15 protein-coding genes and 1 other RNA gene are annotated in these 15,726 nt (G+C 38.5%); 7 read left to right on the top strand and 9 right to left on the bottom strand.

From position 1 onward, the window contains the following. The first annotated feature begins 31 nt into the window (after positions 1 to 31). Complete coding sequence (gene msrB, locus H7U19_RS10140) at positions 32 to 505, top strand: peptide-methionine (R)-S-oxide reductase MsrB (protein WP_186561966.1); 474 nt, start codon at positions 32 to 34, stop codon at positions 503 to 505. 15 nt (positions 506 to 520) lie between these two features. Further along, positions 521 to 1,072 (top strand): DUF1572 family protein, encoded by a 552-nt coding sequence (locus H7U19_RS10135; RefSeq protein WP_186561964.1) that lies wholly within the window; start codon positions 521 to 523, stop codon positions 1,070 to 1,072. Positions 1,073 to 1,147: 75 nt separating this feature from the next. Here H7U19_RS10135 and H7U19_RS10130 read toward each other — a convergent pair whose 3' ends face one another. Continuing rightward, positions 1,148 to 2,437, bottom strand: a complete 1,290-nt coding sequence (locus H7U19_RS10130; RefSeq protein WP_186561962.1) for an NAD(P)/FAD-dependent oxidoreductase — start codon at positions 2,435 to 2,437, stop codon at positions 1,148 to 1,150. A gap of 164 nt (positions 2,438 to 2,601) precedes the next feature. Between H7U19_RS10130 and H7U19_RS10125 the strand changes: the two genes are divergently transcribed. Together H7U19_RS10125 and lpdA are read left to right on the top strand one after the other, a co-directional pair. Further along, the gene (locus tag H7U19_RS10125) at positions 2,602 to 3,132 is read left to right on the top strand and encodes a YceI family protein (protein ID WP_186561960.1); all 531 of its coding nucleotides are present in this window, start codon (positions 2,602 to 2,604) and stop codon (positions 3,130 to 3,132) included. A 151-nt stretch (positions 3,133 to 3,283) separates the two neighbouring features. Continuing rightward, on the top strand, positions 3,284 to 4,660 hold the full coding sequence (gene lpdA / locus H7U19_RS10120) for a dihydrolipoyl dehydrogenase (RefSeq protein WP_186561958.1): 1,377 nt from the start codon (positions 3,284 to 3,286) through the stop codon (positions 4,658 to 4,660). Positions 4,661 to 4,827: 167 nt separating this feature from the next. Here lpdA and aroQ read toward each other — a convergent pair whose 3' ends face one another. From aroQ to H7U19_RS10105, 3 genes are all read right to left on the bottom strand, one after another. Further along, entirely contained in the window at positions 4,828 to 5,241 is a 414-nt protein-coding gene (gene aroQ, locus H7U19_RS10115; RefSeq protein WP_186561956.1) for a type II 3-dehydroquinate dehydratase, read from the bottom strand. Between the two features lie 75 nt (positions 5,242 to 5,316). After that, on the bottom strand, positions 5,317 to 5,898 hold the full coding sequence (locus tag H7U19_RS10110; protein WP_186561954.1) for a porin family protein: 582 nt from the start codon (positions 5,896 to 5,898) through the stop codon (positions 5,317 to 5,319). 224 nt (positions 5,899 to 6,122) lie between these two features. After that, positions 6,123 to 6,695, bottom strand: a complete 573-nt coding sequence (locus tag H7U19_RS10105) for an outer membrane beta-barrel protein (protein WP_186561952.1) — start codon at positions 6,693 to 6,695, stop codon at positions 6,123 to 6,125. A 131-nt stretch (positions 6,696 to 6,826) separates the two neighbouring features. Between H7U19_RS10105 and H7U19_RS10100 the strand changes: the two genes are divergently transcribed. Next, positions 6,827 to 7,738 carry a site-specific tyrosine recombinase gene (locus tag H7U19_RS10100; protein ID WP_186561950.1) on the top strand — a complete coding sequence of 304 codons (912 nt, stop codon included), beginning with the start codon at positions 6,827 to 6,829 and terminating at the stop codon, positions 7,736 to 7,738. A gap of 66 nt (positions 7,739 to 7,804) precedes the next feature. Here H7U19_RS10100 and rny read toward each other — a convergent pair whose 3' ends face one another. The 4 genes from rny to H7U19_RS10080 form a co-directional block, all read right to left on the bottom strand. Then, on the bottom strand, positions 7,805 to 9,376 hold the full coding sequence (gene rny / locus H7U19_RS10095) for a ribonuclease Y (protein ID WP_186561948.1): 1,572 nt from the start codon (positions 9,374 to 9,376) through the stop codon (positions 7,805 to 7,807). 59 nt (positions 9,377 to 9,435) lie between these two features. Next, positions 9,436 to 9,544: non-coding RNA, 6S RNA (gene ssrS / locus H7U19_RS10090), on the bottom strand. A gap of 56 nt (positions 9,545 to 9,600) precedes the next feature. Continuing rightward, positions 9,601 to 9,894, bottom strand: a complete 294-nt coding sequence (locus H7U19_RS10085; RefSeq protein WP_186561946.1) for a cell division protein ZapA — start codon at positions 9,892 to 9,894, stop codon at positions 9,601 to 9,603. Between the two features lie 15 nt (positions 9,895 to 9,909). Continuing rightward, on the bottom strand, positions 9,910 to 10,200 hold the full coding sequence (locus tag H7U19_RS10080; RefSeq protein ID WP_186561944.1) for a hypothetical protein: 291 nt from the start codon (positions 10,198 to 10,200) through the stop codon (positions 9,910 to 9,912). 174 nt (positions 10,201 to 10,374) lie between these two features. On the opposite strand from H7U19_RS10080, the gene H7U19_RS10075 reads away from it, so the two are divergent. Continuing rightward, on the top strand, positions 10,375 to 12,060 hold the full coding sequence (locus H7U19_RS10075; RefSeq protein ID WP_186561942.1) for a M23 family metallopeptidase: 1,686 nt from the start codon (positions 10,375 to 10,377) through the stop codon (positions 12,058 to 12,060). Further along, on the top strand, positions 12,014 to 14,536 hold the full coding sequence (locus tag H7U19_RS10070) for a TonB-dependent receptor (RefSeq protein ID WP_186561940.1): 2,523 nt from the start codon (positions 12,014 to 12,016) through the stop codon (positions 14,534 to 14,536). The genes H7U19_RS10075 and H7U19_RS10070 overlap by 47 nt, the downstream gene beginning before the upstream one ends. Positions 14,537 to 14,550: 14 nt before the next feature. Here H7U19_RS10070 and H7U19_RS10065 read toward each other — a convergent pair whose 3' ends face one another. Then, a complete protein-coding gene (locus H7U19_RS10065) occupies positions 14,551 to 15,693 on the bottom strand; it encodes a cysteine desulfurase family protein (RefSeq protein WP_186561938.1) in 1,143 nt (380 codons plus the stop codon). Between the last annotated feature and the right edge of the window lie 33 nt (positions 15,694 to 15,726).

Genomic DNA, 15,726 nt, shown 5'->3' with positions numbered 1-15,726 from the left:
AAAACCGACCTATGTAAACAAATTCTATACCATGAATAAATTCTTCACTCTTTTAGTTTTAACGATTTTATTTAACTGCAACTCCACTGCTCAAAAGCTACCTGAAAAAAAATATGAGGTAACTAAAACGGAAGCCGAATGGAAAAGCCAATTGACAGATTTGGAATTCTACGTTTTGCGGAAAGCAGGCACTGAAAGGGCTTTTACAAGCCCTTTAAATAAGAATTATGAGAAAGGCATTTATTTGTGTAAAGGCTGCGACACCCCTCTTTTCAAAAGTGAACATAAATTTGATTCGGGAACGGGTTGGCCCAGTTTTGATCGGGAAATCAAGGGGAATGTGGAATACTCTACCGACTATAATTTGGGCTACGCCCGAACCGAAGAACATTGTGCTACCTGCGGAGGGCATTTGGGGCATGTGTTTAATGACGGCCCAAGAAATACTACAGGAAAAAGACACTGTATCAATGGGGTTTCCTTGAAGTTTGTTCCGAAAAAATAGCATTATATTTATGGAATGGACAGCTATTTAACCAGTGTTATCAAACAGTTTGAATATTATAAATCTTTGGGCGATAAAACCATTAAAGATTTGTCATTTGAAGAATTGCAGAAAGAGTTTGCCCAAAACTCCAATTCCATTACTATTATTGTAAAACATTTAGCAGGTAATATGCTAAGTCGTTGGGCCAATTTTCTAATCGAAGACGGTGAGAAAGTATGGAGACATCGAGATGCCGAATTTGAGGATTCCTTTATATCAAAAAATGAAATGCTTGCCGAATGGAACAAAGGTTGGAAATGCCTTTTTGATGCAATCACGCCTTTAAATGAAAAAGATTTAGAGCGCATAATTTATATCAGAAACCAAGGCCATACGGTTACCGAAGCCATCAATCGCCAGTTGGCACATTACGCGTATCACGTGGGGCAAATTGTATTTTTAGGTAAACTTCTAAAAGGTGAAGATTGGCAATCGCTGTCCATACCTAAAGGCGATTCGAAAAAGTATAACACCGAAAAATTTAGTAAAGAAAAAGGGAGAAGGCATTTTACAGATGACCTATAGTTCAGTTCGCAGTCTCAGTATTCAGTGGACAGTTTTCGGCAAACAAACCAACATTCAATACTTCCCTTGCCAGAGTCAAACCTCTACTTTGTGCTTATTTTTAAACGGCCTGATAATCAATCTTGCCTCCCTATCAAATCGCACGTAATTATAGACCCAGTTTACAAAAACCACCATGCGGTTTCTAAAGCCGATAAGGAAAAACAGGTGGACATACATCCAAACATACCAAGCAAAAACACCCTGAAATTTCCATTTTTTAAGGTCCACCACTGCCTTATTTCGCCCTATGGTGGCCATAGAACCTTTGTCTTTATAAACAAATGGCTTTAGAGGCTTTTCCTCTAAAATTCGCAATAAATTGTCCCCCAATTGTTCTCCCTGTTGAATTGCAGGTTGGGCCATCATTGGCAGTCCATGGGGATGCTCTTCGTTAACCATACAAGCTATATCTCCAATGGCAAAAATATGCTCAAAGCCCTTGATTTGGCTAAATTCGTTCACAATAATACGATTGCTATTGGCAACCAATTCTTGAGCCTCAATGCCTTTTATAGTTGCTCCTTTTACTCCTGCCGCCCAAATCAACGTGGCGGTTTCAAAGGTCAAATCAGTATTTGTAGTAGCTGTTTTACCGTCATAATTCGTAACGCGTACATTCTTCCAAATATTAACTCCCAGTTTTTCTAAAAAATCTTCTGCTTTCTGAGACGCCTGGGCGCTCATTCCTTTAAGGATACAGTCACCTGACTGAACGATATGAATTTGGGCCAGTCTGGTATCCAAATCGGGATAATCCTTTGGAAGAATTCCTTTTTTTATTTCTGCTAAAGCCCCAGCTAACTCAACACCCGTTGGACCTCCCCCAACGATAACAAAATTCATTAGAGCGTTACGCTCATTCAAATCCGATGTTAAAAGGGCATCTTCAAAATTCTCCAAAATCAGGCTTCTCAAATTAAGGGACTGCGGTATGGTTTTCATCGCCATACTATGCTTCTCTATTTCAGAATTGCCAAAATAGTTGGTCTTAGAACCTGTGGCCACCACCAAATAATCGAATTTTAAATTACCAATATTCGTCCTAACCTTATTTTTTTTGGTATCGATTTCTTCAACATTGGCCAATCTGAAATAAAAGTTTGGGAAATCTTTTAAAATCTTTCTTATCGGATATGCAATAGAGTCAGGCTCTAAGCCTCCCGTTGACACTTGATATAAAAGTGGTTGAAACGTGTGGTAATTGTTTTTGTCCATCAAAACCACCTGAACTTCTTGTTTTGCCAGTTTTTTGGCCAGGGCTACACCAGCAAAACCACCGCCGATAATTACCACTCTCGGAAAACTCATTCTAGGAATATTCATAAGACAAAAAGCTGAAGCGCAAAGTTAGCAAAAGCATTTATACTTAGAGTTCTTAAATTTAACATTAGACTGTAATGTTTCGATATAATAACGACTTAAATAGCTCTTATTTTCTTTATCTTTATTCGAAATTTTTTCAGTCTATTTGTTAAAAAAATAATGCCATGAAACCATTTAAATTTGCCCTTATTATCTTGTTATGTTTCGGGATTTCTACTGCCATTGCCCAAACTATTGACGCCAAAAAATCAAAGGTAGAATTTCATATTACCGGAGGAGGTCTTTTTAAAGTTAAAGGGACTTTTACGGGCATGAAAGGTGATTTCAATTTTGACGAAACCAATTTAGAAAACTCCAATTTCAATATTTGTATTGATGCGAGTACTATCAACACCAAAAACAAAAAGCGGGATGCCCATTTAAAAGATCCTGATTTTTTTGATGTGGATAAATATCCCACTGTTTGTTTTGAATCTACTGCTGTTGTTCGTACCGCAAACGGATTCGTCACTAAAGGAAATATGACAATTCTTGAAACGACACGGGCTGTAGAAATCCCATTTACCTTTGAAAACAATACGTTTTTCGGCGAGTTGGTCATTGACCGGTTTGATTATGAACTGGGCAAAGAGTACGGTACCATTCGCGTAGGAAAAGAAGCTACCATTACCATCAAGTGTATCGTACGGAATTAGATTACCAAACTTCAACTGACACTTTATTACTACCAATATTTCATGGGACGAACCCTTGATTCGTTATACTCAGGTGTTTTTTCATATTAATAACGCTCTTAATTTATTTTTCAAATTCGATTTCGTAAATTCGTACCCTAAATTTTAACAAATGAGTAAATACGATATTATTGTTCTTGGAAGTGGCCCTGGTGGATATGTTACTGCAATTCGTGCATCACAATTGGGTTTTAAGACCGCTGTTATTGAAAAGGAAAATCTTGGAGGTGTATGTTTGAATTGGGGCTGTATCCCAACAAAAGCGCTTTTAAAATCGGCCCAGGTGTTTGAATATCTAAAACATGCTGAAGATTATGGCCTAAAGGTGAAGGATGCCGATCATGATTTTGATGCGGTTGTAAAACGTAGTAGAGGTGTTGCCGAAGGGATGAGCAAAGGTGTGCAATTCCTCATGAAGAAGAACAAAATTGATGTTATCGATGGCTTTGGAAAATTGAAACCCGGCAAAAAGGTTGACGTTGATGGCAAAGAATATAGTGCAGACCATATTATCATAGCCACTGGAGCACGTTCTCGGGAGTTGCCGAGTTTGCCCCAAGATGGCGAAAAGGTAATTGGCTATAGAGAAGCCATGTCCCTTAAAAAGCAACCTAAGAAGATGATTGTGGTAGGCTCGGGAGCGATAGGCGTAGAATTTGCCTATTTTTATAATTCTATCGGAACTGAAGTTACTATCGTTGAATATTTACCGAATATTGTGCCTGTTGAGGACGAAGAAGTATCAAAACAATTAGAGCGCTCTTTTAAAAAGAGCGGCATTAATATTATGACTTCGGCAGAAGTTACCAGTGTAGATACTTCCGGAAAAGGTGTTAAAGCCAATGTGAAGACACAAAAAGGTGAAGAAGTTTTAGAGGCGGACATTATTCTTTCAGCTGTGGGAATCAAAACCAATATCGAAAGCATTGGTTTGGAAGATGTGGGTATTGTTGTTGATCGTGATAAAATATTGGTAAACGATTATTACCAAACCAACATTCCGGGATATTACGCCATTGGTGATGTAACCCCAGGACAAGCTTTGGCACATGTCGCTTCTGCAGAAGGCATTTTATGTGTTGAAAAAATTGCGGGTCATCATGTTGAGCCTATTGATTACGGCAATATTCCTGGATGTACTTATTGTTCACCAGAAATTGCTAGTGTTGGACTGACGGAAAAGCAAGCTAAGGAAAAAGGATTTGACATTAAGGTCGGTAAATTCCCATTCTCGGCATCCGGTAAGGCAAGTGCTGGCGGTAACAAAGACGGATTTGTAAAAGTGATTTTTGATGCCAAATATGGCGAATGGTTAGGTTGCCATATGATTGGCGCTGGAGTAACCGATATGATTGCAGAAGCCGTTTTAGGACGCAAATTGGAAACTACTGGACACGAAGTTTTAAAGGCTGTACACCCGCATCCAACGATGAGTGAGGCTGTTATGGAAGCTGTTGCCGCTGCTTATGATGAGGTGATACATATATAAATAAGCACGAAGCCCCTCCTAACCTCCCAGAAGGGGAGGAACTCTTACTCGAGTGAAAAAACAAAAAGACAGGGTTCGAAATTTTTTCGAACCCTGTCTTTTTGTATAAAAACTATTACCATGTGAGTGGCATTCCTCTTCTTCGGGGAGGTTAGCGGGGCTTTCGATCAGAAACTCTGTATTGCCAATTCATAACTCTGTAGTCCGAAGCCTAAAATGACCCCTTTGGCATTTGGTGAAATATAGGATTGATGCCTGAACTCCTCACGACAAAAAGTATTTGAAATATGGACTTCCACTACAGGGGTCTCAATCGCTTTAATAGCATCTCCAATCCCAACCGAGGTATGGGTATAGGCAGCTGCATTAAGAATAATACCATCATAAGTAAAGCCCACTTCATGCAATTTATCGATCAACTCACCCTCTATGTTTGATTGAAAATAGTCAATATGAATATCAGGATATTTGCTTTTTACCTCTTCCAAAAACTCCGTAAAGGTCAAGCTACCGTAAATATTTGGCTCGCGCTTTCCTAATAGATTCAGATTTGGGCCGTTGATGATGATTAGTTTTTTCATAGGCTAAAAATACAAAACTTATGCATAAAAAAACCGAAGCTAACGCCTCGGTTTTTCCATGCTAAATATATATCTTTAGAACGTCCAACTACCGCCTATCTGTAAAACACTATTGTTTATTTTAAAGGTATCGTTGTTTTCATTTATATTACAAAGTCCAAAAACATAGCGAGCATTTGCTCCTAAATGATCTGTAATTTTATACTCCACTCCTACACCGGCACCAATGTCTATTGTCTCAAAATTGTCCTTAGCATCAGTGGTGTCATCATCATCGATGTATTTGGCATCAGCTAAAATACTCAATTGGGGACCAGCTTCAACATAAAGCTTATCAACAATCCTGTATTTGGCAAAAACTGGGACATTAACATACGCCAAGCGGTATTTATCCTTAAAACCGCCTTCTTCCCATCTAGTACCCTGTTTTGACAATGCTACTTCAGCTTGCAATAAAAGGTTTTCCAAAAGCGAAAACACCACAAATCCTCCCACATTAAAGCCCGAAACTGCTTTGTTATCCTCAAAATCCCCTCCAATGGTGGCCAAGTTATAACCAGCTTTCACACCAAATTGAACCCCTTGGTCATTTTCTTGTGCATTAGCACCAATTAATACAAACACAGCTACCGCTGCAGATAAAAGTAATTTTTTCATAATAATAAAGTTTATAGTTTGATTAAACAAATTAAATACTTTTTTGGACAATTATTAACATTTAGGCTCTACTTATTAACATTCTTATCAACACCTAATATTTATTTATCTCTTAACAAGCAATTTACAACAAAAGTTATTAACAATTGGCTGGGTCAAAAGTCGACTATATAAAAAAAGGAAGCACATTAGCTTCCTTTTTACAATAAGAATTTCTTGTTTCTCTAGAACAGCATTCCCAGCGAAACCCCAAGACCTAAAACGCCATCTTCGTAACCTGTGCTGTATGAATAGCCTAATCTTAAACTAGTAAAAAGATGGAAGGGCGCAACATATTGCACTCCGACCTGAGCACCTAAATCAAAATCCGAAAAAGCACCTCCTAAATCATAATAATAAAAATCGTCATATTCATCATAATAATAGTCATCGTAATACTGATCCACATAAATGGAAGTTCCCAATCTCGGACCGGCTTGAATACTAAATCCATGACCAAATGGCTTTATGTCAAACATTATAGGTATCATTAAATATACCGATTCATCAAAATCATCCCTATACTGCACAAGGATTTCAGGTTGCAGTCCAAATTTCTCCGTAAAAGAAATATTAAAAACTGCTCCACCATCAAGCCTAAGCCCATAAAAATCAGTGTAACTATACCCGTCATAAAACTCGAGGCTACTTGAAATGGGAATTTCAGTTCCAAACTTAAAACCAATCCTAAATACTTTGTCCTGTGAAAATACACTGGCAGAAATTACCAATGCCATTAACAATAAAATTTTCCTCATAATTGTAATATTTTATACATAAAACAAATATAGTTAACTTTAGCAGATATAAAATAGAAACGTCCGAATTTTCTAAAAAACTACTTTTATTAACAGTAAAATCACTAGGATGTTCTCTAAAAACAAAATGAATGAAATGGAAAAGCATTCTTAAGGACTATCAATATCATCTAAAAATAGAACGGGGTCTGTCCGGCAATTCGATTGAGAATTACAGTCTGGACATACTCAAACTTGTATCGTTTTTAGAGGATGCAAAAATAGAGGCTACGCCACTTTCCATCTCAACTGAGACAATTCAGCAGTGCATCTACGAAGAAGCAAAACGGCTTAACGAGCGTTCGCAATCCAGGTTGATTTCTGGCCTGCGCAGTTTTTTTGACTATTTAGTATTTGAAGACTACCGTAAGGACAACCCATTAGAATTGATTGAAACTCCTAAAATTGGCAGAAAGCTTCCCGACACCTTAAGTGTTGAAGAAATTAACGATTTAATAGGTGCCATTGACCTTTCAAAGCAATTTAATGGCATAAACATTGGGGAGCGCAATAGGGCAATGCTCGAAACCTTATATGGCTGTGGCCTTCGAGTAAGCGAACTCATTAACCTGAAAATTTCAGATTTGTTTTTTGAAGAGGGTTTTATCAAGGTCACCGGTAAGGGAGATAAACAACGTTTTGTGCCTATTGTTGAAGCCACGATGAAGTACATCAACATTTACAAAGACCAAATCAGGACCCACATCGATGTGAAGGAAGGATTTGAGGATACGTTATTTTTGAACCACAGGGGCAAACAATTAACCCGCGCTATGGTGTTCACCATCATTAAACAATTAGTGGAAAAAATCGGGCTGAAAAAAAATGTATCACCTCACACTTTTAGGCATTCTTTCGCAACGCATCTTTTACAGAATAACGCGGATTTACGAGCCATCCAAATGATGTTGGGCCACGAGAGCATCACCACTACTGAAATCTATGTCCATTTGGATAAAAGCCACTTGACAAAGGTGGTTGAGAAATACCACCCAAGAAAGTAGGTCTGAAAAAAGAAAAGTCCAGTTTAAAAACTGGACTCTATCAAATAACTTTAGGACCGTAAGTAGCTATTTCGCTATATTAACAGCCCGCGTTTCCCTAATTACAGTAACTTTCACCTGCCCAGGGTAGGTCATATCCGTTTGAATCTTTTGAGATATATTAAAGGATAATTCTGCTGATTGTTCGTCACTTACCTTTTCGCTTTCTACAATCACGCGAAGCTCACGCCCAGCCTGAATTGCATAGGCTTTTTTCACGCCTGTAAACCCAAAGGCAATATCTTCCATATCCTTTAATCGCTGGATGTAGCTATCCAAAACCTGACGACGTGCCCCAGGCCTTGCTCCAGAAATAGCATCACACACCTGGACTATTGGCGCCAATAAAGATTTCATTTCAATTTCATCATGATGCGCACCGACAGCATTGCAAACGTCACCTTTTTCACCATATTTTTCCACCCATTGCATTCCTAAAATAGCATGAGGCGTTTCCATATCCGCTTCTGCATCTGGCACTTTACCAATGTCGTGCAATAAGCCTGCTCTTTTTGCCAGTTTTGGATTCAAACCTAATTCAGCCGCCATTACGCCACAAAGCTTTGCCACCTCTCGCGAGTGCTGCAACAAGTTTTGTCCATAAGATGAGCGGTACTTCATCCTGCCGACCATTTTAATCAATTCTGGATGCAAATTGTGGATACCTAAATCTATCACCGTACGCTTACCAACTTCGATAATTTCTTGTTCAATCTGTTTGGTGGTCTTTTTTACTATTTCCTCAATACGTGCAGGATGTATTCTGCCGTCTGTCACCAATTTATGAAGAGACAATCGAGCAATCTCACGACGTACAGCATCAAAACAGGACAGAATAATCGCTTCAGGGGTATCGTCAACGATAATCTCCACGCCCGTTGCTGCTTCAATTGCCCTTATATTTCTACCTTCCCGACCTATTATTCGACCTTTTACGTCATCAGACTCAATATTGAAAACGGATACACAATTATCCACAGCCTCCTCGGTTCCAATACGCTGAATAGTATTTATGATAACTTTTTTGGCCTCCTGCTCTGCAGTTAATTTTGCCTCTTCCAAAGCTCCTTGAATATAAGCCATAGCATCGTTTTTGGCCTCGCCCTTTAGGGATTCCACCAGTTGTTCCTTGGCCTCCTCAGCTGATAAACTAGAAATCACCTCCAATTGTTGCACTTGGCTTTTATGAAGCTTATCCAATTCAGATTGCTTCTTCTCCAAAACATCTAAACGATGGTCGTAATCCTTTATCTTATTTTCAAGATTTCCGTTAAGCTTTTTATTCTTGGCCAGTTCTTGGGATATTTGAGATTCTTTATCCCGGGTACGCTTTTCTGCTTCGGCTATTTTTTTGTCACGAGCCAATATAACCTTCTCGTGTTCGGCCTTCAGCTCAATAAACTTCTCCTTCGCCTGAAGGATTTTGTCCTTTTTTATCGTTTCACCTTCATTTTTCGCTTCCTTTAAGACAGTAGCGGCATTTTTCTTTGCGTTCTTTATAAGTTTTGATGCATTATTTTTCTCTATTGTTTTGGCTATCACAAATCCTATGATGAGCCCCACTATTACTCCTCCGGCAATTAATACAATTGGGTCCATTTTTAATTTAGTTGAATTATATATATAAAAAAAACCTACATCAGTAAAGCATTTTGTATAAACTCCTTAAAAACAAGTTTAGGGCTAACAAGCTGATCAAGGGTCTGCGACAAAGGCAGCATGCTTTTACAACTTAAACTCACCCTTTTTAAAGAATTAATGTTGAGTTTATCAAAAAAAATAACCGATGTAGGTAGTAACTTTTCTACTTATTTTAAAGAACGTTAAGAGCCTAAATGAGTTTCTAATAATTGGTTAAGCGCATCCAATTTGCTCTCAACAACCTCATTGTTTGACTCTTTATCTATTGTTTTTTGCTCCACTTGGGATGCAAATTGTAAAGCACACATGGCCAATACATCCTGCTTATCCCTAACGGAATAACTTTGCTCAAATTGCCTAATCATGGCCTCAATGTTTTTAGCCGCCTTTCGCAATCCCTCTTCCTGTTTTGCATCAATGGTTAAAGGATATACTCTGTTAGCTATGGATAGCTTTATTTTAAGCTTCTCTGACATTGAATCTATCTGGCTCTATTCGGATAACTGCGTTATGCAGTGGTCAATATCGCGAATTAATGCATTTATTTTAAGCTTAGTTTCTCTTTTATTATCGTCACTACCAAGCATTGAATTTGCCATTTTCAGAGTATTATACTTTTCTTCCCATTCGGCATTTTGCCTGTTTTGGTTTTGAATTTCTTGTTTTGCCGCACTCAATTCATCTGATAATCTAGAATTTGAAAGCTTCAAATTCTCTAGTCGGTGCAAAACCTTACTGATTTTATTCTCTAGAGAATCAACAATTCCTTCAATGTTACTCATTTACAAAATTCAATACTTACCTTACAAAGTTAACATACCTCGCCTAAAATTACAATTGTTTTTTCATAAAATTTGGAAATGCCCTAAGAATAAGACTTTCGCCAATAATGGCTTGATTTTTGAATTCGCTTTGCCAATTAGTAGCAAATTAATATTTTAGCCCAATACATGCCTATGCGATCTATTTTTGCCCTATTACTGCTCTTTTCGGCATATGTCAAAGCCCAAAATATATATCCTCAAGACTATTTTTCAAGTCCTTTAGAAATCCCTTTGATACTTTCGGGGACCTTTGCGGAACTGCGCTCCAATCATTTTCATTCAGGGATGGACATAAAAACCCAACAACGCACAGGATTGAAGGTGAAGGCCTGCGCGGATGGCTATGTGAGCCGTATAAAAGTATCGCATTTTGGCTACGGAAAGGCACTTTACATTACGCACCCAAATGGTTACACCACTGTTTACGCCCACCTTAAAAAGTTTGGGCCAGCCATCGAAAGTTATGTCAAAAAACATCAATACAAAAAGGAATCTTATGAAATTCAATTATTTCCAAAAGCTGATGAACTTTTAGTGAAAAAGGACAATTTAGTGGCTTTTAGCGGTAATTCTGGAGGTTCTGGTGGGCCGCATCTTCATTTTGAAATTCGAGACAATGCTGAACGTCCAATTAACCCAATGCTTTTTGGTATAAATATAAAAGACAGTAAGTTACCAACTGTTACTTCAATCTTTGCTTATCCTTTAAATGAAAACTCTCATATAAACAATTCTAACGAAAAACAACAGTTGAGGTTGATCCCATTGAAGAATGGCGATTATACGGTTGAAAATTTTGAGGCTTTTGGCAAAATCGGTTTTGGTATTACTACTTGGGACCGACAAGATTTGGCAGGAAATAAGAATGGGGTGCACAATATCCAAACATTTTTAAATGGACGGAAGAATTTTGAATTGGATTTCAGACGATTTGCTTTTGATGAAACCAAACACATCAATCAACTGATCGATTATGAGCATTACAAAACCAAACGACAACGCGTTCAAAAATTGTTTGTGGACAACAACACATTGAGCCTGTACAAGGATGTTGAGAACGAAGGCGCAATTTCCGTGGAAGACAGCACTTATTTAGTCTATAAGATAAAGGTGAATGATTTTCAGAATAACGCAACCTGGGTTACCCTCTCCATTAAGGGCAAAAAAAGCCAGGCAGTTACTCAGAAATTTCCTGAAGAAACACCTTATTATATACATGCTGACAAGACCACCACATTGAAAGAAGACCCGGTTGAAGTCAATATTTTCCCCAACACCTTCTACAACAATTTCTTTATGGATTACAAAGTCACAAGCGATACGTTAATACTTCACAAGGACGTGGTACCCCTCAAAAAAAGCGTAAAGGTATCTTTTGATATCAGTAAATATGGCAATTCCGAAAAACAAAAACTATACATCGCCAAGCTATCTGGATACAACAAACGCCCATATTATACGTTTACCAAACGTAGCGGAGACACCTTGACCACCTATACAAAAACACTGGGGACCTTTACATTGGCTACGGACAGTATAAAACCCACTATTACGCCAATCAATTTTAAAGATGGGCAGTGGCTAAGCAAATTCAGGTTTTTAAAAATCAAGATTGAAGATAAAGAATCGGGGATTTCAAACTATAGGGCCACGGTAAACGGAAAGTGGATTTTAATGGAGTACGATTATAAAAAGAAGACCCTAACTTATGATTTTAATGACGGCATTGTTACCGACACAAAAAATAATTTAAAAGTAATTGTTACGGATAATGTCGGAAATAATTCTACTTTTGAAACACTGTTTTACAGAAAATAAATTTTGGCAACATTTGAAAACTAACCTTCTCCAAACCCTCATTCTATTTTTTGCTATAATTTCCGTTGGATTTGCCCAGGAAGCAACCATTAAAGGTGTAATTCTGGACGATAATAACAAACCCATTCCTAAAGTTTCAGTTGCCTCTGGAAATTTAGGCACGGAAACCAACGAAAACGGCTTCTATTCTTTGGATGTTCCAGCAAATCAAGATGTCATTTTGGAATTTACGCATCTTTCGTTTAAAAAGGTGGTGGTCACATTCAATTTAAAAAATGGCGTAATTAAAGAGTTTAACCCTGTTATGAATATTTCGGTGGAGCAGATTTCAGAAGTGACCATTTCTGGAACACGTCGAAAAGAAGTCGAAGGCATTGTGACTTTGCAACCCGAAACCATTAGAAAAATCCCTGGAGCTAATGCAGGTGTGGAGAACCTATTGATGACATTACCCGGGGTAAGCAACAATAACGAACTAAGTACACAGTATTCAGTTCGAGGTGGAAACTTTGATGAAAATTTGGTTTACATCAACGGTATTCAGGTTTATCGTCCATTTTTGGTGCGTTCCGGTCAGCAGGAAGGTTTGAGTTTTGTAAATACCTATTTAGTACAGAATGTGGATTTTTCAGCAGGTGGATTTCAGGCTAAATTTGGCGACAGGCTGTCCTCTGTTTTGGATATCACCTACAAAACGCCTTATCAATTTGAGGTGAATGCTGACATAAGCTTGCTCGGTGCAAGTGTGTCCTATGAAAACATCAGTAAGGATTCAAAGTTTACAAGTATTGTTGGGGCACGTTACAGAGATAACAGTCTGCTGGTAAACGCCAAAGAAACAGAAACTAATTTTCAACCGGTATTTGCTGATTTACAGGGGTTTTTCACCTATAAATTCACCAATAAGTTTCATATGAGTTTTTTGGGAAATGCATCTTTGAACACCTATGATTACGAACCGCTTTCTAGGCAAACCAATTTTGGTACGCTATCAGAACCAATTGCACTTTTGGTTGTTTATGATGGGCAGGAAAAAACTAGGTATCAGACACTTTTTGGAGCGCTACAAGGCACATATTTTGCCAATGATAATTTAACTTTAAACTTAACCGCATCGACCTACCATACCACTGAAGAAGAGTATTTTGATATTTTGGCACAGTATAGTTTAGGGGAGGTTAACGGAAATATTGGCGACGAGGATTTAGGTGAAGTAGAATTTAGCGAAGGTATCGGAAGCCAGTTAAGCCATGGAAGAAACGATTTGGATGCCCTAATTACAACTGTCGAGCACAAAGGCGACTACAATATTAACGATAATAGAATTGAGTGGTCCATCAAATACACCAATGAAGATTTCAGGGATCGTTTGGTGGAATGGGAAGTAATCGATTCGGCAGGGTTTTCCATCCGGCCACCCAGAACTATCCCCGGAAACGAACAGCCATATGAACCGTATGAAGGACCGCTAACACCTTTTACGAATGTGCGAGCTACCAACAAAGTCCAAATTAACCGCATACAGGCCTATGCCCAATGGAGCAAACGCTCAACTTTAGGCACTAGCGATGTATGGTACAATGCTGGGCTGCGTGTACATAACTGGGGTGTTAAAGGCGAAGGTGTTTCTTCTTCAAACCAAACGGTTTTTAGCCCAAGGGCGCAATTCGCTATAAAACCCAATTGGAAAAAGGACATGCTGTTCCGGATTGCAGGAGGGCTTTACTACCAACCTCCTTTTTATAGGGAATTACGGGATTCAATGGGAATGGTCCAGCCTAATGTGAAAGCTCAAAAGTCTTTCCATTTGGTCCTGGGGAACGACTTCAGTTTCAAAATGTGGGACAGGCCCTTTAAGCTGACTTCTGAGCTGTTTTACAAAAATCTATCGGACGTAAACCCCTATACACTGGAAAATGTGCGTATTCGTTATCGCGCCAAAAATAATGCTAAAGCATATGCTTACGGGCTAGATATGCGCCTTAACGGGGAGTTCGTACCAGGAACAGAATCCTGGTTTAGTTTCGGATATTTGAAAACTGAGGAAAACATTGAAAATCGGGGCTACATTTCCAGACCGACGGACCAAAGATTGAAATTTGCAGCACTTTTCCAAGACTATGTTCCCAATATCCCTTCGCTAAAAATGTACTTAAATTTAGTCTACAATACTGGTTTGCCAGGTGGCTCGCCAAGCTATGCCGATCCTTACCAATATCAGACGCGCCTGCCGGATTATAAAAGGGCGGATATAGGCTTTCAATTGGTGCTTGTGGACGCAAAGAAACAGTTCAGCAGAGGCTGGAAAAAACCATTCAAGGAACTTGCCTTGGGTTTTGAGATATTCAATGTTTTTGACGTTCAGAACTCCATTACCAACACTTGGGTTCGGGATGTATATTCAAAACGTCAATTTGCCATTCCCAACTTTTTAACGCCAAGTGTGTTTAATGTTAGGACCACGATGAAGTTTTAAGTAGCGCAACTTCATTACGAAGTTAAACTTTTTAATACCCCCACCACATAGTCAATTTCTTGTTTTGTGTTGAATACGCTCAACGAAAATCTTATAGAAGGTTTCTCGAGCTCATCAGCATTAAGAATTTCTTTAAGCACATGGGATTTTTGATTACTCCCACTCTGGCAGGCGCTTCCTTTGGAACAAGCGATACCTTTTAAATCCAATTGAAATAAAAACATAGCCGATTTATTCGGGTCAATTGGCAATCTTAAATTGAGAAGCGTATAAGTACTCTTTTCCAAGTCTTCTGAAAGGCCATTAAATTCTATATCTGGAATAGCCTTCTTTAATTTTGAGACAAAATAGGACTTTAAGTTTTGAACATATTCCACTTCGGATTCTAGATTGTCATATGACATACTCATTGCCTTTTCAAGGCCCGCAATATTATGAACACTTTCGGTACCGGCCCTGAGGCCACGCTCCTGCTCCCCACCAAAAATTAAAGGTTTTAGCCCTGAATTCTTTCTAATAAACGCGAAGCCTACCCCCTTTGGACCATGAAACTTATGCGCACTGGCCGCCAAAAAGTCCACTTGTGATTCTTGAACATCCAAACGATAATGCCCGATAGATTGCACCGCATCGGAATGGAACAACGCCCTATTGGCCTTGCACAAATCGCCAACCCGCTTTATATCTAAAATATTGCCAATTTCATTATTAACGTGCATTAAGCTTACCAAAACATTTTTATGTTTCTTTAAAAGCGATTCGAGTTGGTCAAAATCAATCACCCCATATTCATCCAAGTCCAGATAACTTATTTTAACACCATATTCCCTTTCTAGTTCATTAACAGTATGTAGCACGGCGTGGTGCTCAATTTTTGAAGTGATGATATGCTTTACACCCAAATCCCGAACTGCACTTCTTAATACTAGATTATCAGCTTCCGTACCACTGGAGGTAAAGATAATTTCACCAGGAGAAGCATTCAGAACCTTGGCAATCGTCTTTCTTGAAGTCTCAATTATAGATTTAGACAACCTGCCTAAACTATATGAAGATGAAGCATTTCCATAATTATTTTTCATAACATAGGACATCACCTCAATGACTTCATCCCTCATAGCGGTAGTAGCGGCGTTATCAAAATAAACGGATTTCATTTCCATAAAAAATTATCTCAGCAAAACAGCTTT

The organism is Hyunsoonleella aquatilis (assembly GCF_014270105.1).
In the GTDB taxonomy this organism is placed as follows: Bacteria; Bacteroidota; Bacteroidia; order Flavobacteriales; family Flavobacteriaceae; genus Jejuia; species Jejuia aquatilis.
The sequence above is the reverse complement of the archived record's forward strand: the minus strand, read 5'-3'. Positions and strand labels throughout refer to the sequence as shown.

Excerpts from the sequence above, each read along its gene's own strand:
- msrB (WP_186561966.1), top strand. The coding sequence starts at position 32 with ATGAATAAATTCTTCACTCTTTTAGTTTTAACGATTTTATTTAACTGC.
- H7U19_RS10135 (WP_186561964.1), top strand. The coding sequence starts at position 521 with ATGGACAGCTATTTAACCAGTGTTATCAAACAGTTTGAATATTATAAA.
- H7U19_RS10130 (WP_186561962.1), bottom strand. The coding sequence starts at position 2,437 with ATGAATATTCCTAGAATGAGTTTTCCGAGAGTGGTAATTATCGGCGGT.
- H7U19_RS10125 (WP_186561960.1), top strand. The coding sequence starts at position 2,602 with ATGAAACCATTTAAATTTGCCCTTATTATCTTGTTATGTTTCGGGATT.
- lpdA (WP_186561958.1), top strand. The coding sequence starts at position 3,284 with ATGAGTAAATACGATATTATTGTTCTTGGAAGTGGCCCTGGTGGATAT.
- aroQ (WP_186561956.1), bottom strand. The coding sequence starts at position 5,241 with ATGAAAAAACTAATCATCATCAACGGCCCAAATCTGAATCTATTAGGA.
- H7U19_RS10110 (WP_186561954.1), bottom strand. The coding sequence starts at position 5,898 with ATGAAAAAATTACTTTTATCTGCAGCGGTAGCTGTGTTTGTATTAATT.
- H7U19_RS10105 (WP_186561952.1), bottom strand. The coding sequence starts at position 6,695 with ATGAGGAAAATTTTATTGTTAATGGCATTGGTAATTTCTGCCAGTGTA.
- H7U19_RS10100 (WP_186561950.1), top strand. The coding sequence starts at position 6,827 with ATGAAATGGAAAAGCATTCTTAAGGACTATCAATATCATCTAAAAATA.
- rny (WP_186561948.1), bottom strand. The coding sequence starts at position 9,376 with ATGGACCCAATTGTATTAATTGCCGGAGGAGTAATAGTGGGGCTCATC.
- H7U19_RS10085 (WP_186561946.1), bottom strand. The coding sequence starts at position 9,894 with ATGTCAGAGAAGCTTAAAATAAAGCTATCCATAGCTAACAGAGTATAT.
- H7U19_RS10080 (WP_186561944.1), bottom strand. The coding sequence starts at position 10,200 with ATGAGTAACATTGAAGGAATTGTTGATTCTCTAGAGAATAAAATCAGT.
- H7U19_RS10075 (WP_186561942.1), top strand. The coding sequence starts at position 10,375 with ATGCGATCTATTTTTGCCCTATTACTGCTCTTTTCGGCATATGTCAAA.
- H7U19_RS10070 (WP_186561940.1), top strand. The coding sequence starts at position 12,014 with ATGTCGGAAATAATTCTACTTTTGAAACACTGTTTTACAGAAAATAAA.
- H7U19_RS10065 (WP_186561938.1), bottom strand. The coding sequence starts at position 15,693 with ATGAAATCCGTTTATTTTGATAACGCCGCTACTACCGCTATGAGGGAT.